This window comes from Enterococcus infantis, from assembly GCF_049166715.1.
Lineage (GTDB): Bacteria > Bacillota > Bacilli > Lactobacillales > Enterococcaceae > Enterococcus_C > Enterococcus_C leclercqii.
Window position 1 is genome coordinate 25060 of record NZ_JBMHFB010000009.1, and the last position, 20190, is coordinate 45249.

At 39.9% G+C, this 20190-nt stretch carries 23 protein-coding genes and 1 pseudogene; 23 read left to right on the top strand and 1 reads right to left on the bottom strand.

Annotated features, from left to right (window positions below):
- Window position 1 precedes the first annotated feature (1 nt).
- On the bottom strand, window positions 2–655 hold the full coding sequence (trhA, locus tag ACOMA8_RS11400) for a PAQR family membrane homeostasis protein TrhA (RefSeq protein WP_161899594.1): 654 nt from the start codon (window positions 653–655) through the stop codon (window positions 2–4).
- A gap of 124 nt (window positions 656–779) precedes the next feature.
- Between trhA and ACOMA8_RS11405 the strand changes: the two genes are divergently transcribed.
- The 23 genes and pseudogenes from ACOMA8_RS11405 (at window position 780) to ACOMA8_RS11515 (ending at window position 20183) form a co-directional block, all read left to right on the top strand.
- A complete protein-coding gene (locus ACOMA8_RS11405; protein WP_421370871.1) occupies window positions 780–1622 on the top strand; it encodes a DegV family protein in 843 nt (280 codons plus the stop codon).
- Window positions 1623–1839: 217 nt separating this feature from the next.
- Complete coding sequence (locus ACOMA8_RS11410; RefSeq protein WP_421370873.1) at window positions 1840–2766, top strand: SGNH/GDSL hydrolase family protein; 927 nt, start codon at window positions 1840–1842, stop codon at window positions 2764–2766.
- Between the two features lie 29 nt (window positions 2767–2795).
- A complete protein-coding gene (locus tag ACOMA8_RS11415; protein WP_421371025.1) occupies window positions 2796–3461 on the top strand; it encodes a YpmS family protein in 666 nt (221 codons plus the stop codon).
- A gap of 84 nt (window positions 3462–3545) precedes the next feature.
- A complete protein-coding gene (gene msrA / locus ACOMA8_RS11420) occupies window positions 3546–4061 on the top strand; it encodes a peptide-methionine (S)-S-oxide reductase MsrA (protein WP_161899597.1) in 516 nt (171 codons plus the stop codon).
- Entirely contained in the window at window positions 4061–4282 is a 222-nt protein-coding gene (locus tag ACOMA8_RS11425) for a YozE family protein (RefSeq protein ID WP_161899598.1), read from the top strand. The genes msrA and ACOMA8_RS11425 overlap by 1 nt, the downstream gene beginning before the upstream one ends.
- 144 nt (window positions 4283–4426) lie before the next feature.
- Complete coding sequence (locus ACOMA8_RS11430) at window positions 4427–5875, top strand: S41 family peptidase (RefSeq protein ID WP_161899599.1); 1449 nt, start codon at window positions 4427–4429, stop codon at window positions 5873–5875.
- 47 nt (window positions 5876–5922) lie between these two features.
- A complete protein-coding gene (lepB, locus tag ACOMA8_RS11435; protein WP_161899600.1) occupies window positions 5923–6468 on the top strand; it encodes a signal peptidase I in 546 nt (181 codons plus the stop codon).
- Between the two features lie 884 nt (window positions 6469–7352).
- Window positions 7353–10570, top strand: a pseudogene (gene fss3, locus ACOMA8_RS11440) (fibrinogen-binding MSCRAMM adhesin Fss3).
- Between the two features lie 112 nt (window positions 10571–10682).
- Window positions 10683–10997 carry a YdcP family protein gene (locus ACOMA8_RS11445; RefSeq protein WP_421370876.1) on the top strand — a complete coding sequence of 105 codons (315 nt, stop codon included), beginning with the start codon at window positions 10683–10685 and terminating at the stop codon, window positions 10995–10997.
- Between the two features lie 12 nt (window positions 10998–11009).
- Entirely contained in the window at window positions 11010–11384 is a 375-nt protein-coding gene (locus ACOMA8_RS11450) for a YdcP family protein (RefSeq protein ID WP_379979152.1), read from the top strand.
- Between the two features lie 9 nt (window positions 11385–11393).
- Window positions 11394–11729 (top strand): damage-inducible protein J, encoded by a 336-nt coding sequence (locus ACOMA8_RS11455; RefSeq protein WP_379979210.1) that lies wholly within the window; start codon window positions 11394–11396, stop codon window positions 11727–11729.
- A gap of 68 nt (window positions 11730–11797) precedes the next feature.
- Window positions 11798–13138, top strand: coding sequence for an FtsK/SpoIIIE domain-containing protein (locus tag ACOMA8_RS11460; RefSeq protein ID WP_421371027.1), 1341 nt, complete (start codon window positions 11798–11800; stop codon window positions 13136–13138).
- A gap of 78 nt (window positions 13139–13216) precedes the next feature.
- The gene (locus ACOMA8_RS11465; protein WP_002335607.1) at window positions 13217–13891 is read left to right on the top strand and encodes a zeta toxin family protein; all 675 of its coding nucleotides are present in this window, start codon (window positions 13217–13219) and stop codon (window positions 13889–13891) included.
- Window positions 13884–14048 carry a hypothetical protein gene (locus tag ACOMA8_RS11470; RefSeq protein WP_002335608.1) on the top strand — a complete coding sequence of 55 codons (165 nt, stop codon included), beginning with the start codon at window positions 13884–13886 and terminating at the stop codon, window positions 14046–14048. Before ACOMA8_RS11465 ends, ACOMA8_RS11470 begins: the two co-directional genes overlap by 8 nt.
- Before the next feature lie 75 nt (window positions 14049–14123).
- On the top strand, window positions 14124–15266 hold the full coding sequence (dcm, locus tag ACOMA8_RS11475; RefSeq protein ID WP_421370879.1) for a DNA (cytosine-5-)-methyltransferase: 1143 nt from the start codon (window positions 14124–14126) through the stop codon (window positions 15264–15266).
- Complete coding sequence (locus ACOMA8_RS11480) at window positions 15256–15546, top strand: hypothetical protein (protein WP_002335610.1); 291 nt, start codon at window positions 15256–15258, stop codon at window positions 15544–15546. The genes dcm and ACOMA8_RS11480 overlap by 11 nt, the downstream gene beginning before the upstream one ends.
- A gap of 254 nt (window positions 15547–15800) precedes the next feature.
- Window positions 15801–16985, top strand: coding sequence for a MobT family relaxase (gene mobT / locus ACOMA8_RS11485; RefSeq protein WP_421370881.1), 1185 nt, complete (start codon window positions 15801–15803; stop codon window positions 16983–16985).
- 14 nt (window positions 16986–16999) lie between these two features.
- Window positions 17000–17119, top strand: a complete 120-nt coding sequence (locus ACOMA8_RS11490; RefSeq protein WP_421370883.1) for a DUF3789 domain-containing protein — start codon at window positions 17000–17002, stop codon at window positions 17117–17119.
- 4 nt (window positions 17120–17123) lie between these two features.
- On the top strand, window positions 17124–17345 hold the full coding sequence (locus ACOMA8_RS11495) for a hypothetical protein (RefSeq protein ID WP_002298822.1): 222 nt from the start codon (window positions 17124–17126) through the stop codon (window positions 17343–17345).
- 12 nt (window positions 17346–17357) lie between these two features.
- Window positions 17358–17861: an antirestriction protein ArdA gene (locus tag ACOMA8_RS11500; RefSeq protein ID WP_421370894.1), complete on the top strand. Its 504-nt coding sequence runs from the start codon at window positions 17358–17360 to the stop codon at window positions 17859–17861.
- Between the two features lie 63 nt (window positions 17862–17924).
- Entirely contained in the window at window positions 17925–18701 is a 777-nt protein-coding gene (locus tag ACOMA8_RS11505; RefSeq protein ID WP_421370896.1) for a toll/interleukin-1 receptor domain-containing protein, read from the top strand.
- A gap of 69 nt (window positions 18702–18770) precedes the next feature.
- On the top strand, window positions 18771–19262 hold the full coding sequence (locus ACOMA8_RS11510; RefSeq protein ID WP_421370898.1) for an SMODS domain-containing nucleotidyltransferase: 492 nt from the start codon (window positions 18771–18773) through the stop codon (window positions 19260–19262).
- A 363-nt stretch (window positions 19263–19625) separates the two neighbouring features.
- A complete protein-coding gene (locus ACOMA8_RS11515; protein ID WP_421370901.1) occupies window positions 19626–20183 on the top strand; it encodes an SLATT domain-containing protein in 558 nt (185 codons plus the stop codon).
- The last annotated feature ends 7 nt before the right edge of the window (window positions 20184–20190 follow it).

Below are 20190 nucleotides of genomic sequence, written 5' to 3' on the forward strand. Positions count from 1 at the left end.
ATCAAGTGTAAAGCAGGATAGAAAAGTACATTAGGCCGGCGCCTAGCATGACAAACAGATGCCAAATGACGTGATTGAAAGGAATCTGTTTGAAACTATACACGAAAGCACCCACTGTGTAGGATACGCCACCAGCAACCAAAAGCCAAAAGCCGACAGTCCCTAAAGAATGGTAGAGACTTGGTCCAGCAACCAGGCAAAGCCAGCCCATGACGATGTAGATAGCGGTAGAAATTTTTGAGACCGTTTCTTTTTTGTGAAGGGTCAGGGATTTATAAACGATGCCGCCGATGGCCATGGCCCAGATGGCACCAAACAGAGCCCAACCTAGCCACCCTCTGACGCTTAGTAGGCAATAGGGGGTGTAGCTGCCGGCGATTAGTAGAAAGATGGAATCATGGTCAAAGACCTGAAAGACTTTTTTTGCTTTGGTGAAAATCAAACTGTGGAACAAGGTTGAGAACAAAAAGAGCAAGATCATCATGGAACCATAAACGGCGTAAGAAACGACGTGAATAGGTGAACCCAAGCGGGCGCCTTTGACTAACAAAACCACCAGTCCGGCAATGCTCAAGCCGCAGCCAATACCGTGAGTGACCGCATTTAGGACCTCATTGACGATCAGATAGCTGCGAGAGTGTTGCGTATTTTGCATGAATGGGACCTCCTTGGTCTAAAGTTGATGAAAAAACGATTTCTCTCTGTTATACTTGAAGTAATCGAATGTTATCTGTATTCTAACATGAAATCCCAATGTTTTTAAAGGAAGAGTGAATTAAATGACAACTATCAAGATCGTAACGGACTCTTCATGTACGATGGAACCGGCAGTCCGTGATCGTTTGAATATCCACGTCGTTCCGCTTTCAGTGATGATTGATGGTGTTTTGTATCGAGACGATGATACGCTGACCGGAGAGAAGTTCATGTCGATGATGGCCAGTGCCAAAGAACTTCCAAAGACCAGTCAGCCCCCCATCGGAGAATTTGTCGAGTTATATGATAAGCTGGGAGAAGATGGCAGCCACGTGATTTCCATTCATATGACCCACGGACTCAGCGGGACCGTTGAAGCTGCTCGTCAAGCCAGCAATCTGAGTAAAACCGAAGTGACGATTATTGACAGTGATACGACTGACCAGGGACTCTCTTTTCAGGTGATTCGTGCCGCTGAGATGGTAGCAGCCGGTGAAGACCTGGATACAATTCTCGCAAAAGTGTATGAAATTCGAGAAAACACCAAACTTTATATTGGTTTGTCAACACTGGATAATCTGGTAAAAGGTGGTCGTATCAGTCGTGCTACGGGTATTTTATCCAGTATCCTCAACATGAAAATTGTGATGGATTTTGATCATTCCGAATTGATTCCGGTGGTTAAGGGCCGCGGTGGAAAGACCTTTACAAAATGGTTTGACAGCTTCAAAGATGAATTAAAAAAACTACCCAACGTGAAACAGATTGGCATCTCCCATGCAGAAGGGCTGGCATTAGCCGAAGAGTTCAAAAAGCAGCTGCAGGCGCTGTATCCACAAATGCAAATTCCGGTTTTGCATACGACACCTATCATCGCTACTCATACGGGTAAGGGTGCCTTTGCTATCACCTATTATACAGAGTAAGATTAACCTTCTGACCAGTCCATTATGGGCTGGTTTTTTTACTCTGAATTATAGAAGAGTTGTACCCTGCAAAGGGGCTATAAAAGAGGCGTAGTGCTAAGCAAAATGATTATCTAAGATTTTCTAGAAAATCACTGAAAAGTTTCAGACTTCTTTAGGATTCTGTTAAAATAGACGTTAGCATCTACCAGTAAATATTGAGTAAGGAGGCGCTGATTTGCAAGAAAAATTAAAGCGCGTACCATTTTTTAAAATTCTTTTTCAGGGATTATTAGTCGTAATCGGTATTTTGATTGTCTATATTTCATTAAATCAGCTTTTTCCACCAGCTGAAGCGATTTTAAAACCAATTGCCGCTAGCGATGCCACTAGTGATCTCAAAGAGCGGGTCCATTATGTAGCAGTTGGTGATTCGTTGACAGAAGGAATTGGTGATCAGACGAAACGGGGAGGCTTTGTCCCGATTGTGGCTGAAGATTTGCAGACCCGCTATAAATTGTCCAACGTCGAAGTTGAAAATTACGGCATCGCAGGAGAGCGTAGTGATCAAATCCTAAAGCGTTTAAAAAAGGACAAACCTCTGCGGGATAATCTGAAAACGGCTGACTTTGTGACTGTTACCGTTGGGGGAAACGATTTGATGAAAGTCATTCAAGACAGCTTCTTTACATTGACTATGAAAAAATTTGATAAGCCCCGTGCGGCATATCAAGAGCGGGTAACAGAGATCATTGAAGAGATTCGTACATTGAATGAGCAGGTCCCAATTTATGTACTGGGCATCTACAATCCCTTTTATTTGAATTTTCCGGAGATCACCGATATGCAGACAGTGGTGGATGATTGGAATACTGCTACGGAAAATGCGACAGCGCAATTTCCAAAATCCCACTTTATTCCTATCAATGATTTGCTTTATCAAGGATTGGATCAAAAAGTCGGGATTGCGTCAGAATCTGACAGTTCCAGCAGTGAAACTGAGGAAAAATCCTCTGGAGGCAATGACCTGGACCGGGTGGACAACAATGTCTTATATGAAGATGATAAATTTCATCCCAACAATATCGGCTACCAATTGATGGCCAATGCGGTGCGAGACCAGTTGATTAAAAGCCAAGATGAGTGGCTGAAAAAAGGGGAATGATGAATATGAGCGAGCCAACCAGTGAATCAATCAAGCAAAAAGATAAGACAACTTTTATAAAATCACCAAAACAAAATCCTTGGAAGTGGGCATTCTTGGTCCTTGTGGTACTGTTATTGGGGAGCGGCATTTTTTTGGGTACAAGAATTTTTTCTGTTCGCGAGCCTCATTACCAAAATGCGACAGAAACAACTCGGCAGGGGGACCCAATTCTCACCATCAACAGCAATAAAAAGCAGGTCAATCAGCTGATCGATTTTTATTTGCAAGAATATCTCAAGGATTCTGATATCAAGTATAATTTTGTATTGGAAAATGAAGCCATGCTCAGTGGTGAATTCAAGATTTTAAACTTCCCCGTGACGGTGTATCTGTACTTTGATCCCTATGTGATGGAAAATGGCAATGTGCAGCTGCGAGGGACCAGTCTTTCAGTGGGAACGTTGGATCTGCCCCTCAAGGAAGTTATGAAAATGGTCAAGCGTAGTTTCAAATTTCCGGAATGGATTGAAGTGGATCCTGATGATAAGAGTATCTTGATTCGTCTTGATCAATTTCAAATGCAAAATGGTTTGTTTATCAAAGCCAATCGCATCAATTTATTGGACGATGAGATCCAGTTCGGTTTATACTTGCCCAAAGACAAAACCGCAGAAAGTACGAGTTCGTCTGTGAGTGAGTCCAGCAGTAAGTAGTCCAAAGCCGATGTTCAAATCGCTTTGATAACAACGAGGATACGCGCTATTTTTAATGAAGACAATTATGGGAGATGATGAAGGATGGAACGAGCAATTTTTGCTGGTGGCTGTTTCTGGTGTATGGTGCAGCCTTTTGATGAACAACCTGGGGTCTACTCGGTGATGTCGGGCTATACCGGCGGCCATACAGAAAACCCAACCTATGAGGAAGTATGCAGTCACACGACTGGACACACTGAAGCGGTGGAGATCATTTTTGATCCCGCTCTGTTGTCTTATGAAAAGCTGTTGGAAATCTATTGGCAGCAAACGGATCCTACTGATGCATTTGGCCAATTTCAAGACCGGGGCGATAATTATCGACCTGTTATCTATTATTTCGATGAAGCGCAGCAACAGGCCGCTAAAAAAAGTCGTCAGGCTCTCCAAGATAGTGGCCGTTTTGACCGTCCAATTGTAACAACGATTGAACCCGCTCAGCCTTTTTATCCCGCGGAAGAGTATCATCAAGAGTATTACCGTAAACACCCGGGTAATTTTGCTCGCAATCATGCCAGACGCGCGGCTTTTATTAATTCACATTGGGGGAATCACTGATGCGGCGGAGTTTTTATCAGTACTTAATGGCTGTAAAGGGACCCAGTCATCTCGATGAAGAGCAGATTTTTGCGACCCATGTCAGTCATGATATTCAGTTTCCTAAACACAGTGAAGATTACCACGAAATATCTTCTTATTTGGAAATGAGTACGGACTACTTGCCATCGATGGACATTTTTGATCAAATGTGGGAGAAATATTTAGAAAACAACAAATAAACGTCGTACAAAATCGTTCTAACAGAGGACCCATTTTGGGCAAGTCTCGTCCTGACGTTTAAATCTGTTTTGCAAGGGGAAGATTGAACCTTCCCCTTTTTTTGATTACATGGTACTATTTTTCAGAGGCAAGGAGGTCTTTGAATGAAGAAAAAAATCAGCCTGCCCATCTACATTGGGACGATTATCGGTACAGCGGTTCTTTTTGGCGGCGGTGGCTTCTTGCTGGCCAAAGAAGGACCCGAAGCTTTTATCGATTTTGGCGCCAAGCAGTCTGCCATTCGAACAAACGACAATGACTTGGACCAGGTATACCAACTGTACAATACTATCAATCAGAATTATTACCAAAAAGTGGACAAGGATAAACTGGTAGCAGGGGCTCTGAAAGGAATGACCGAAGCGCTGGATGATCCTTATTCCACCTATCTAGATAAAGAAGGTGCCGCGGCTTTAAATGAATCGCTGTCAGATTCTTTTGAAGGGATTGGTGCCACGCTGGGACTTGTGGAAGAGCAACCGGTAATTGCCCAGACCCCCATCAAAGGGACGCCGGCTCAAAAAGCTGGCCTCAAAGCAGAAGACGTGATTAGTCAAGTGGATGGGGAAGACACCAAGGGGCAAAAACTGGATCAAGTGGTGGCAAAAATTCGCGGTGAAAAAGGCACCAAAGTCAATTTGACAATCCAACGGGGCAAGGATACTTTCGAGGTTGCAGTTACCCGAGACACAATTCCCATTGAGACTGTTCATGGGCAATTGGATAAAAAAGAGCCAACAATTGGCTATGTTCAGATCACCACATTTGGAGCAGGAACGACAAAAGAATTACAGCGTACCATTGAAGACCTTAGAGAAGCTGGCGCTAAGAGCTTTGTTTTAGATGTGCGACAAAATCCCGGCGGGCTATTGGATCGGGTGCAGGAAATGGCCAGCATGTTTCTAGAAGACGAAAAAACGATTGTTCAATTTGAAGACGGTCAAGGAAATAAAAGTAAAACGGTTGCCAACAAAGAACTGGATGGTGGCTTTAAAGTCCGGGAACCAGTTGTGGTTTTAGTAGATGGCAACTCAGCATCGGCAGCGGAAATTTTTGCTGCGGCGTTGAAGGAATCAGCAAATGCGCCGGTGATTGGAACGACAACCTTCGGCAAAGGAACAATGCAGCAAGTCGCCGAGTTAGATTCAAAAAGTGAATTGAAACTGACAGTAGGCAAATGGCTGACCCCTGATGGCGAGTGGATTAACGAAAAAGGGCTGACACCAACCATCAAAGCTGATTACCCAAGTTATGCTTACCTGCCGCCGCTGTCTCGTAATGAAGAATACCGTAAAGGAGATAGCGGCCAAAAGATTGATTATTTGAATCAATTTTTGAAGGCAATTGGCTATCAGACCAAAGGCGATTCCTTTAATCAGACAACTGAAGAGGCTGTCAAAGCAGTTCAAAAAGCCAATAAACTCAAAGAAACCGGTGTGGTGGATGGAACAACTGCAGATGCTATCGAAACAGCAGTAGCCAAGACTTTAATGGGCCAGGATTTTGCTTACCAAGAAGGAATTCAGACCCTGTCAGAGCAGTTAGAAAAATGATAAGTATCCAGCAGTGAGATAAAACAGTCGCGGAAAAGAGGGGCAGCATGTCTAAAAAAGAATACATTGATTTATTTTGGCTGACCATCAAGTATTTGGTCGTGGCTGTCGTCATTGCAGTAGTTGTCAGAGGATTTCTGCTGATTCCGGTGCCAGTTGTGGGCAATTCGATGGAAACTACTCTGGCACAAAATGATATGGTACTGATGGAACGAATTTCCGAGGTTAAGCGATTTGACGTGGTAGTGTTCCGGCTTTCCAGTGGCACAACTTACATCAAACGAGTCATTGGCATGCCGGGAGACACACTGCGCTATGAAGATGATCAGCTTTATATCAATGATCAGCCAGTTTCAGAACCCTTTTTAAAGGAATCGGTAAAAAAAGATAAACTGAAAAATCACTTTACCAATGATTTTTCACTGGAGGATTTGACCGGTGAAACCGAGTTGGGACCAGACAGCTATTTCGTCATGGGAGACAATCGGCGCAACTCAAAAGATAGTCGCTCATTTGGAGCTATCACCTCGTCAGACATTATCGGTAAGGCCCGTCTGGTGTATTATCCTGTGAAGCATTGGCGGATTATTTAATGATTGCCGGTAGTGCTTGATAAAAAAAGCAGAGGATTTGAAAAAGTTTACGCAAAGATTGAGGCCACTTGTGAAAGCAAGGGCCTTTTTTTGTTGGCAAAGTGTTTTTCAAGAAGTCAGATGTATAAAAAGGCAGTAATCATCGCTGCTTAGCTTAAAAAATTGTAATGAACGTCTTTGGAAAAAAGCTGTCGTTGTCAAATAAGTCAATCGTAAGTTGCTTAGCTGAACATTCCCAAGGACAAAAATTCGTGGTAAAATGCTTAGGATACTCAGTTGTCGGATCTCCTGTTAGATTAAGAAAGTGTGCTTAGTACAATCCAATGCAGGATGTTTTGTGAAGGATGATCCGAATGTGACTTGAATAAGTAGTAAGAAAGGAAATTTACCCATGAGTGTACCGATACAATGGTTTCCTTCTGACAAATAGTAGTTTACTAAATTTTAGATATTGATTTATAAAATTTATGTAATATTTCTTTCTCCCTTCATTGTAATATCAGTGAAAATTCACATTGTTTGTGTTATTTATAATGAATGATAAAATTACTGTTTTTTTTAAATTGGAAATCATATTGTTCATAGTTTTATATGAATGTCCCAAACTGTCCCATATTTTGTCCCATGCAATTAGCCTTTACCAATAACAGCATGGATTGACACGCTAAATCCTATTTGAGTATATATTAAGTAAGTTTCTTTATAAGAATGTAACGTAGTTTGAATTTCATTAAATAACGAATAAGTAATTTCTAAGACATCACAAGTTGATGTCTTTTTTATTTGCTTTTTTAATCATACAAGGTGAGTACAGAATCAATTTAGAAAGATATGCAGAAAAAAGCAAAAGCAAAAAAAGTATCTTTATGAAAGGAAAATACACTATGAAAACATCAAAGTTCAAAAATTGGCGATTATTTGCGACTTTAGCTCTGTTGGGTCAAACCATTGGCGGAGCAATTGGTCCTACGATTGCCTTTGCCGATGAGACTACTCATCCGCAAACAGTGACTGTGCACTGCGATTTGTCACACTTATATGCGGTCGAAGGCACGTTCAGTGATGGTCGAACATTATCAGAGGTAACGGTCCCTCACTATGCTATCTATAATGGGGAGAAACAAGATATTTTCTGTATTGAACCAGGAGTGCCAATTTACAATGAGTTCACTCCTGGTTATGAGAAAAATCCATTGCCTGATATGTCGGAGAAAGCGAAATTAGTTTCCGTTTTATGGAAAAAAGCCGGTACAGACATTGATACACAAATGGTTGCTCAAAAGATGATTTGGCAAGAAGTTAATGGTTATACGCTTCACTCTATGAAGCATCCAGATGGCAGTGCCGTAAATATCGCAGCCATTGAGGCAAAAATTAATCAAGCTATTTCCGATTATCAGAAGAAACCAAGCTTTCATAATTCCACAGTGAAAACCGTGTTAGGTCAATCGACTACTGTAACGGATACGAATAATTTGAACTTGTCAGAGTTCGATGAAGTTGTGGAGAATACCGCAAATATTGATTATCGTGTCAATGGCAATCAATTGGTCATCACACCGAATGCCAATTCAAAAGAAAGCGGTGTGTTGACGCTTAAGAAATCTGCTGGTACCGGAACACCGGTCGCTTATAAGATGGCTGGTCAACAAACTTTAATGGCCGGGGCAATTGATAAGCCGAATACCTACACAATCAAAATTGATGTGGAAACTGAGGGAGCTTTAAAAATAAAAAAAGTCGATAAAGAATCAGGTGCTATTGTACCAGGGACGGTTTTCCATTTAGATTTTGAAAAAGTGTTACCCGCAAAAGACGTGACTACTGACAAAGAAGGGATTGCGACATTGGATGGGATTCCCCATGGTACAAAGGTAACCATTACTGAAAAATCAGTGCCAGCGCCTTATACGATTGATACTACCCCATGACTGCTACGATTAAAGCAGGTGAGACCATTTCCGTGACTTCAAAAAATACGCGAGAAAAAGGTCAAATCATTCTGGATAAAACCGGAGTTGAAACAGGGAGTGATCTTTGGAATGACAACTATTCTTTAGCTGGCAATACGTTTGCCATTCGCAAAGATAGCCCAACTGGTGAAATCGTTCAAGAAATGACCACGGATGAAAAAGGTCATGCGGAAACACCAAAAGAGATTGCCAATGCATTGGAATTGGGAACATATTATGTGACAGAAACCAAAGCATCTAACGGCTTCGTGAATACTTTCAAACCCGTAAAAGTCGAATTGAAGTATGCCAATCAAACCATAGCCCTTGTTACGAGTAATGTAAAAGGGCAAAACCAAGAAATTACTGGGGAAACCACGTTGACAAAAGAAGACAAAGATACCGGTAATGAGACTCAAGGGAAAGCTGAGTTTAAAGGAGCTGAATATACTCTCTTTACTGCAAAAGATGGTCAAGCGGTTAAATGGGGTGAGGCTTTTAAACCAGAATTAGTGAAAGGAACGAAGGCTTCTGATGAAACGGTGACTTTGACTTTAGATGAAAAGAATCAAGCTGCCGTTAAACACTTAGCCATCAACGAGTACTACTGGCAAGAAACCAAAGCACCTGAAGGGTATACCTTGGATGAAACGAAGTATCCTGTTTCCATCAAAAAGGTGGATGATAGCGAAAAAAATGCTGTGATTACTCGAGATGTTACGGCAAAAGAACAAGTGATTCGCTTTGGTTTTGATTTCTTCAAATTTGCCGGATCAGCCGCTGGCACTGCCGAAACTGGGTTTAATGACTTAACCTTTAAAGTGTCGCCCTTAGAAGGAACCAATGAGATCACAGGTGCCGAAGATGAAGCGACCACAGCTTATAACGAGCAATTAGGGTTTGATGGCTACGGCAAGTTTGAAAATCTTCCTTATGGGGATTATTTACTTGAAGAAGTAGAAGCTCCAGAAGGATTTCAAAAGATTACACCATTAGAAATCCGTTCTACGTTTAAAGAAAATAAAGAGGATTACACCAAGAGTGAATACATTTTTACCATTACCGAACAAGGTCAAAAACAACCAATTAAAACGGTGACCGTTCCTTACGAGAAGCTGACGAACAAAGAATTTTCTGTTAGTTTGAACCGTTTGATGCTCTATGATTTGCCTGAGGAAGAAGATAGTTTGACTTCTCTTGCGACTTGGAAGGACGGAAACAAAGAATTGAGTACTCAAGATTCTACCGAACTAGTTGATAAATTGAGTTACAATCTACATGAAATCAAAGAAGACTGGTATATCGTAGCTCAAGCCATTGATGTAGAAGCCACTAAAGCTGCCCAAGAAAAAGACGAAAAGGCCAAACCAGTGGTAATTGCCGAAACAACGGCTACCTTGGCGAATAAAGAGAAAACAGGAACTTGGGAAATTCTGCATAAATTAACCGCTGAACAAGTTTTAGATAAAACTATTGTATTATTCAACTATGTGTATGAAAACAAGGAAACCTTTAAAGCAGGCGATGAGCCAGTAGCGAAGGATGCTAGTTTGAATAACCAAGCCCAAACTGTTAATTGTACAGTGGAACGCCATGTTTCCATTCAAACAAAAGCGCACCTAGAAGACGGCTCGCAAACTTTCACTCATGGTGACGTGGTGGATATGTTTGATGATGTATCCATTACTCATGATGTACTGGATGGCTCAAAAGAAGCTTTCGAAACAATTCTGTACGCCTTATTACCGGATGGTACGAACAAAGAAATTTGGAAATCTGGAAAAATTGATTACGAAGTGAATGACAAAGAATTTACCAAAACCGTACTTGCGGAAAAAGTAGACACGAGTAAATATCCAGAAGGTACAAGCTTTACCTTTAAAGAAATTAACTATGATAAAGATGGGAATATCAATGGAAAACACAATGAAGATTTGAAAGAAAAATCCCAAACCTTAACTCCCAAAAAAGTTCCGACCACACCAAGCACACCAGAACAACCGGAAATACCAAGTGACTCTCAAGAATCTAGTCCTACAGTGAAGACGTTCCCACAAACTGGGGAGAAAACTTCCAGTGTGTTACTGTTCGTTGGCTTTACTTTGATCTTTGCGACAGCTGGCTATTATTTCTGGAATCGTCGGAACTAAGGTGATGAGATGAAACAAGTAAATAGTAGAAAACAATACGCGCGGCCGCCTCCTAAAAAAGTGGTCGCGCTATTTTTGTACCCAAAACTAACAATGAAAAGAGGAAAAAAATATGGAATTGAAATTTGTTGTGCCAGATATGATCGAAACCTTTGGAAAGATCAGTTATGCCGGCGAAGGTGAAATTTTAACAGAAGGATATGGGCGGAATACAAAGGTGATTGGTCGTAGTTATCATTTGTATTCCAGTAAACAACGAGCCGATGATATTGAAGTGGTGGTATCTGCGGAAGCCGGCGAAAAGGATTTCGACCAAGATCAACCACTAAAAGCTGTAAATCCCCACTTGGTTGCGAAAGGCTATGAGATCGAGAATCATGGGTTTACCGACTACGTGTTGTATGTCGATGATTTAGTGAAAGCATAGGAGGAAAAGATTATGAGATTAACAGAGGGTATTGTAGTAGATTCAAGATTAACATTCGGAAATTTGCGTTTTTCTGCATTACGTCGAGAAGTACGCAAACAAAATGAGGATGGAACGGTTAGCAACGAGGTAAAAGAACGAACCTATAATTTGAAATCCTCTGCGCAAGGTCGAATGATTCAAGTTAGTATCCCAGCAAATGTGCCCTTACGCGAGTTTGCTTATGATGCAGAGGTAGAGTTGGTCAATCCAATCGTGGATACGGTCGCCAATTATGTTTTCCGAGAAGGAACTACTGTTAATTGGTTCATTAAGGCAGATGATTTAGTCTTGAAACGACAACCGAATCAAGGAAACCCTACAAACCAAAATGAAGGAAAGAAATAGGTGAAGCGTATGGAAATTAATGTGGAACATATTTTAGATTGTCTCGATCGTTATGGCAAAGGAGAACTAACCAAAGAACAAGTCAACGAAGATTTGACGATAGACGAAAAAGTATTTCTTATTATGAATCAGGATTTTTTTGAAACCAATGAGGAAGATTTTGACGTACTCAAATGGTTGGATGAGGAAGAGTCCTTCTTTATGGTTGTCGAAGTAAATGAAAATTTATGTCGCCAGGCAGAATCTGTCTTGGAAGAAATTGGTGTGGAGATGCCGGATGCCATCGAAAGCTTTTTAAAACAATTGGTAGAAACGAAACAACTTCCCGTAGTAGTAAATGACTAGCATAACTTTTTGAAATTGCCCAATGAAATCCTATTGGGCTTTTTCGACTGGGGGTGGAAACCATCAAAATGTACAAAGGGCATCGCATACGAGCAGGAGATCAGCACTTGGTTTATCACTTTGTTCTTGGATGGCTAAGTGCCTTATTCATCGGTTGGATGGACGTCTTTTATTTTCAAGAGCTTAGACAATTTGATCTTTCTAAGCCATCACTTTCTACTATTGAAATTGTTTGGTCTATAAAAGATTTAGCATGTCTACTTGGAAGTCTCGCTCTTGCAGGAGCTATGATGTTACTTTATATTCATTTTTTTCATGATCATTGGCGAAGTCTGTGGCATCGACAAAAGTTGGCTCGGATGATTCTAGAAAACCATTGGTATGAAGTGAAACAAACTCAAGGTGAAGGTTTTTTCAAAGATTTGAATAGTAGTCGGACCAAAGAGAGCATCAGCTACTTCCCCAAAATTTATTATCGAATGAAAGATGGCTTACTTTCTATTCGCGTTCAAATTTCACTGGGAAAATATCAGGATCAGCTTTTAAAGTTGGAAAAGAAGTTAGAAAGCGGACTGTATTGTGAATTAGTAGAAAAGGAACTCAAAGACTCTTATGTGGAATACACCTTGTTATACGATATGATTGCCAATCGAATTGGAATTGAAGAAGTAGTGGCAGAAAACCGGACTCTGCGATTGATGAAAAATCAAGTATGGGCGTATGATTCTTTACCTCATATGTTAATCGCTGGTGGAACAGGTGGTGGGAAGACATATTTCTTACTCACCATTATCGAAGCACTATTGAAGTCAGATGCAGAATTGTTTATCCTCGATCCAAAAAATGCGGACCTCGCCGATTTAGGTACGGTAATGCCCCATGTCTATTCACAAAAGGAAGAAATTTCTACTTGCGTGGAAGACTTTTACGAACGCATGATGGCTCGTAGCAAGGCAATGAAAGAAATGCCCAACTACAAAACAGGAGAGAACTATGCGTATCTTGGACTTCCGCCCAACTTTTTAATCTTTGATGAATACGTGGCTTATATGGAGATGTTAACAACGAAAGAAAGTGCGGTGATTTTGAATAAGCTCAAACAAATCGTGATGTTAGGTCGTCAGTCGGGTTTCTTTCTGATTTTGGCTTGTCAAAGACCAGATGCAAAATATTTAGGAGATGGGATTCGCGATCAATTCAACTTTCGCGTAGCTTTAGGACGTATGAGTGAACTCGGGTATTCCATGATGTTTGGCGAGGTTGAAAAAAACTTCTTTATGAAACGCATCAAAGGTCGAGGATACGTGGATATAGGGGGCAGTGTGATTAGTGAGTTTTATACGCCACTTGTACCAAAAGGGTATGATTTTTTAGGCTCAATTAATAAATTAAGAAAGTTGAATGATTGAGTGATTTTCAAATACTGACTTTATACTTTAAGTAACGTATAATACTTTTATGTAGTAGAAAAAAAGGGGGCGAATAATGTGGAAAGTAATGATTCTTATTTAGAGTACGCAAAAGCAAATAAGGATAGTTTTATTTCTTATATTATCAAAGGAAAATCCCCCGAAGTTGGACGAGACGCAGTTTTTATGGCAGGGAGTCCTGGCGCTGGAAAGTCAGAGGTTGCCATTGGATTGGCTGAGAATTATGATAATCACGTAATTATTGACGCGGATTACTTTCGTACTCTGTTTCCTGATTATAATGGAAAAAACTCTAGTCTCTTTCAAAAAGCATCTTCTTGGTTGGTGGAGCAGGCATTTAGATATGTCTTAGATCATGGCTATTCTTTTATCCTGGATGCAACTTTTGCTATATTAAGTGCTGAAAAAAATATTTCGCGGGCATTGAAAAATCATTTTCGAGTGACGATTTTCTATGTTTATCAAGACCCAAAAATCGCTTGGAATTTTACACAAGAACGTGAACTGGCAGAGGGACGCCATGTGCCGAAAAAGGTATTCATTAACGCCTTTTTCAAATCAAGAGAAAATATTGCGAAAGTAAAGAGTAAACATCCAGATGTGCTGCTTCATATTATTATAAAAGATTATATGAATAACATTTCTGAAGTTCATTATGCTGCGGATAATCTAGAATTATTTTTGCCATTAGGATATAGTAGGGAAGATTTGGAGGTTCAATTACATGACTGAGAAAGAACAAGTAACGAAAATTGTAAAGAAATACAATAAGAGTATTGCGGATTTATCGGAAAATGCTACTGCAAAAGAGTTCAAAACAGTGATTAAATATGTTGCCGATCAGGCCAATGAAAAACAGCGGAAATTAGTTGGGTTAGATAAAAAATAGTAAATGAAGTAATAATGTAGAAGCCAAGAGCAAAAATGTTCTTGGCTTTTTTCTTTGCAATGAATGAGGTGATGTATGACATTTTTAGATTTATTCGCCGGAATTGGTGGCTTTCGCTTAGGTATGGAACAAGCGGGCCACCAGTGTATCGGTTTTTGTGAAATTGATGAATTTGCTCGGCGGAGTTATAACGCAATCCATGATACAAGGAAGGAGGTGGAAATGCATGACATCACAAGTGTATCAGACGAGTTTGTTCGATCCCTCGGACCAGTGGACATCCTTTGCGGCGGATTTCCGTGCCAAGCTTTTTCAATTGCGGGAAAGCGGCAAGGATTTTCCGATACTCGAGGTACTTTATTCTTTGAAATCGCTCGGTTCGCCACTCTTCTCCAACCTAAGTTTTTATTCCTTGAGAACGTCCGGGGATTGTTCAATCACGAAAGAGGGGCTACGTTCGAGACGATCCTCCGAACGCTGGATGGATTGGGGTATGATGTGGAATGGCAAGTGCTTAACTCAAAGGCCTACGTTCCCCAAAGCCGCGAGCGGGTCTTCCTTATCGGACATTCTCGAGACGCATGTACCGAACAAGTATTTCCTATCATTGGAGCGTCTCCAACATCTGATCAAAACATCCGAAACCTGTTAAATATCAATCCTTCCAATCGAGGAATGGGTGGACAAGTCTATGGCTCAGATGGTGTGGCGCCAACCTTAACAGGCGATGAAGGAATCAAAATCGCGTTGTCGGTAAAGGATGGGATTTCTGTAGCGGGTATGTTACCGGGAAATTTTGAACAAGGCAATCGGGTTTATGAGGTAACTGGAACAGCTCCCACCTTGTCAACGAAGCAAGGAGGAACGAAGATCATGATTCGGAAAAATAAAACAGAATATCAAGAGGTGAAGCCAGGGGACAGTGTGAACCTGGCTTTTCCTAACTCCACAAGTCGCCGAGGCCGTCTGGGAAAACAAAGTGTGCATACTTTACTAACAGGAGACCAACAAGCGGTTGTCACAGATCAGTATCAGATTCGGAAGCTAACACCTAGGGAGTGCTGGCGACTTCAAGGGTTTCCCGATTGGGCTTTTGACCGAGCCTCTCAAGTCAATTCAGATAGTCAGTTGTATAAACAGGCCGGAAACTCTGTAACAATTCCGGTCATTTTTGATATTGCTAGAAGGTTAAGGGAGGTGAAAGCACATGATTTATGATGAGTTGATTGGAGAAATCTACTGGGTGATTGGCAAGATTCAGTCAGATCCGGAATTGGAAGAAGAACTGTACCGGCTCAATTTCGATATTCGAAAAAATGGGGTGAAGGTCCCTGGTGATTCGTATGTAATGGACGAGGAAACGGATGCTCGAATTGAACTAAATCAAGTAATCACGGAAATTGAACGGATTGCGGACCTTGCCAAAGAACCGGATATCCGTCAGTACTTGTTTGAGATAAAAGCAGAGTTGGAAATTGAGGGCATTACCGTGGAGTAACAACCAAATAAACCACTGATAGGCGCTGACCGTGGGGGATTTGCGAAGCAGAAATCCTCCGTGGTGTGTGCCTGTTCATGGGCGGCGCCAGCCGGCCATGATGTCTCACCCCCCGTATCTAACAGGGGGGTACAAAAACACAAAAAATAAGCAAGCAACCATTAAGAATGCTTGTTGAATCAAGGATATTAAGTAATTTGCATAGGTGTTAACTCATTTGAAAAAGTTAACACCTTGAATTTGGAGGTGAGAACTTGGCACAACGGAATTTAGATTATCGGTTATTAAAAGACCGACGTAACGAATATGGCGTTTCACAAAATAAATTGGCTACGGCTTGTGGGCTTAGTCGTCCATACTTAAACCAGATAGAAAACGGTGGCGTAACCGCCTCTACAAAGACCATGAGAAAAATTTTTGACCAACTGGAAAGTTTCAATCCCGATTTGCCTTTGACGTTACTGTTTGACTATGTAAGGATTCGTTTCCCCACAACGGATGCACGAAAAATTATTCAAGAAATTCTCCATTTGAAATTTGAATATATGCTTCATGAAGATTACGCCTTTTACTCCTATCAAGAACAATATGTTATGGGAGATATTGTAGTGATGTTGTCTCATGAAGAAGACAAAGGTGTTCTTTTAGAATTAAAAGGGCGAGGTTGCCGGCAGTTTGAAACGTTTTTACTCGCCCAAAAGCGTAGCTGGCACGACTTTTTCGAAGATTGTCTAAAAGCTGGGGGCGTGATGAAACGCTTGGACTTGGCAATCAATGATCGAGTTGGTTTGTTAGATATTCCTGATTTAACGAAAAAATGTCAGAAGGAGGAATGTATCTCCTTGTTTCGTACCTTTAAAAGTTACCGTTCCGGGGAACTGTTGAAAGCCGATGAAAAGGATGGTATGGGCAATACCTTATATATCGGCAGTCTCAAAAGTGAGGTTTATTTCTGTTTGTACGAAAAAGATTATGAACAATATATCAAGTTAGGGATTCCATTAGATCAGACCGAAACGAAAAATCGTTTCGAAATTCGGTTAAAAAATGACCGCGCTTATCATGCGATTCAAGATTTGTTAAAAGGTCGTAGTATTGAAAGTACCACATTTTCCATTATCAATCGGTATTTGCGATTTGCGGATAAAGTAGATGGAAAACGGCGAACCAATTGGCCCTTGAATGAACAATGGGGGCGTTTTATTGGACGGAATCGGAAAGAGATTCAATTAACTTCTGAACCGAAACCGTATACCATTGAACGAACCTTGAATTGGCTAGGCAGACAAGTTGCCCCTACGTGGAAAATGGCCAAGGAGTTGGATCGGTTGAATCAGACAACATATATCCAGGATATGGTACAGAATGCACGCCTATCAGACCGGCACAAAAAGATTTTGGAGCAACAAAGTATGGCAATTGAAAATTTGATTATATGAAATGAGGAATTTTGATGGGAATTGTAAAAGATATTTTATTGGTATTTGGTGGCAGTATGCTTGGTGTTACTGTGATGTACTTGATGCATGCAAGTGCAGCGGCGGATCGAGCAATGGAAAAGAAAGGAAAGTGATGAAATGAATTTCGGACAAAATTTGTATCAATGGTTTTTAACCAATGCCCAATCTTTAGTTTTACTAGCGATTGTGGTCATTGGGTTATTTTTAGGATTTAAGCGGGAGTTTTCCAAACTGATTGGCTTCTTAGTGATTGCCTTGATTGCGGTAGGTCTGGTCTTTAATGCTTCTGGTGTGAAGGATGTCTTACTCAATTTGTTTAACCGAATTGTTGGTGCTTAAGGGGGAATCACGATGGAACAGATGCGTGTTTATATTGCGAATCTCGGGAAATATAACGAAGGGGAGTTGGTGGGGGCGTGGTTTACCCCACCTGTCGATTCTGATGAAATGAAAGAACGGATTGGATTAAATGACGAATACGAAGAGTACGCAATTCACGATTATGAACTGCCTTTTGAGATTGATGAGTATACACCAATTGAAGAAATCAATCGGCTATGTAGCTTGGCAGAGGAATTAGAAGGAACGCCGATTGGTGAGGTTGCTTTAGAGATTCAGCACGCTTTTTTCAATTCTTTTGAGGAGATGGTGGAGCATGTGGATGATATTATTTGTTATCCCGATTGTAATGATATGAGTGATGTCGCGTATTACTTGATTGTGGAAGCTGGTGATTTTGGAGAAGTACCAGAACATTTGAAGACGTATATTGATTTTGATGCGTGTGGTCGAGACTTGGAGATTGGAGGGAACTATTTGGTTACGAGTCGAGGTGTTTTTGAGTATCCTATGTAAACTCGATATCCTGAATCTTAAGTAGTATAATTATACTACTTAAGATTTTTAGGAGGGAACAAGGTGATTTTTCTTTCACATAATTCAAAAGATAAACCGATTGTGGAGCCATTAGCGATTAGGTTAAGGGATACGTTTGGACAAGATAATATTTTTTATGATTCATGGTCAATTCAACCAGGTGATGGGATTATTAACCAGATGAATAATGGGTTGGATAAGTGCCGTTTTTTCTTCTTTTTTGTATCAAAAAATAGTTTGGAAAGTAAAATGGTATCCATGGAGTGGCAGAATGCAGTAATGAAATCTGCGCAAGATGATGTGAAAATAATTCCAGTACGTTTAGACGGAGCAATTATGCCAACAATTTTGCTTCAAACCCTGTATATAGATCTTTTTTCTAATGGCCTTGAAGTAGCTTTAAAGCAAATGGTAGATGTTGTTCAAGGTACTAATAATTTTCAACCTCAAAATGCTGAATTTCATAACCTAGAAGCTATTTGCAGGAATAATGATAATAAATTGGAGATAGCGATTAATGCAAAATACTATATGGAACCAAAATCTAGTTTTATTATTGTATTGGTGAATACTCATGATCAAGTAGAGCTTCGAATGAAACAAAATGGAATGAGCAACGTTAGATTTTTCCCAGAGATATCGTTAAACAATGGTATTAATGCATGTGGGTGGGGGATTTCTGTTTCAGAAGCTACGGTGCCAGGTTTTCCATTTGAAATTATCGGAGAATCAAAAGACGGCAATAAAATCAATCTTGTGACAGTAATGCACGAAGTTTCTCAAAACCGATGGGAAGCTATACCAACATTAATAATGTAGTTGCGATAAATAACTACATTCGTTTTTTGAAGTAGTAATATTAAAAAAATTTCAGGAGGAAAGTTTTAAATGGGAGTAAGTGAAAATTTTTCAACTTTTTGCAATAACTTAAGGATGTCAGAAACAACAGTTTCAAATGTTCAATATCGTTATAAGCAAATAACTAAAAGAATAAACTCTGACTTCTGGAATAGTAGCTCTGATTCTTTACACAGCTTATATGTTGGATCGTATGGACGAGGCACTGCAATACACGTAAGTGATATTGATATAATTGTGCGATTACCGGTTGAAAAATATCATCAGTATAATAAATATATTGGTAATGGTCAATCTGCTTTATTACAGGAAGTCAAAACTAGTCTTAAACAAACATATTCAACTTCTCATGTTAAAGCTGATGGTCAAGTAATTGGTATTGATTTTAAAGACGGAGTAAGCTTTGAGATTGTGCCAGCATTTCAAAATACTGATAGTTCAAGCTATACTTATCCAGATTCAAATTCTGGCGGGTCTTGGAAAGTAACTTACCCAAGAGAAGAAATGGCCGCAATGAATTAAATAGATTAACAAATAAAAATTTGAAAAGATTATGCCGTATGGCTCGAGCTTGGAAGGATAAGAATTCAGTGCCAATAAGTGGGATACTGATAGATACACTCGCATATAAATTTATAAAGGATTGGACTTTTCGAGATAAGTCTTACCTTTATTATGATTTTATGAGCCGTGATTTTTTTGAGTATTTAAAAAATCTGAGTACTACTATTGAATTCTGGTATGCTCCCGGGAGTAATCGACGTGTTTACAAATTGAAAAATTTCCAGATGAAAGCAAAACAATCATATAAATTGGCTTTGGTTGCTATCGAATATGAGAAAAGTAATATGCCTTTGTCAGCGAAAAGTAAATGGAGGGATATCTATGGATCAAAATTCCCATCATAAACAAAACTTAGAAGTACAAATCAAAGAAGCATATGGAAGGCTAGTTTATACTTACACAACACATAATAAAGAAGTAGATAGAATTAAGAAAACAAACACTATAATCAAATATATTCAGATTGTATTATCTGCAATTTCAACTGGAGGGTTTATAGGTAGTATTTTCGCTGATAACGGGACACCTTATAAAGTTCTTGCAGGGCTTGTTTCGACGTTTTTATTAGCTATTAATATCTTTTTTAAAGACTTTGATTTGAAAGAAGAAATAGCGTCTCATCAAAACATATCAAACGAGCTGTGGCTAATCAGAGAACAATATATTTCTCTACTAACTGACTTACCTATACTAAATAATCAGCAAATCATGGAAAAAAGGGATGATTTACAAGAAAAAACAAGTGAAATTTATAAAATTGCACCGAAAACAAGTTCAAAAAGTTATTACAAAGCTCAAAAAGCACTTAAAAATGAAGAGGAACAATATTTTGCAGAAGAAGAGCTGAATCAAATGTTACCTAAGCATCTGAGAAAATAACTAAATA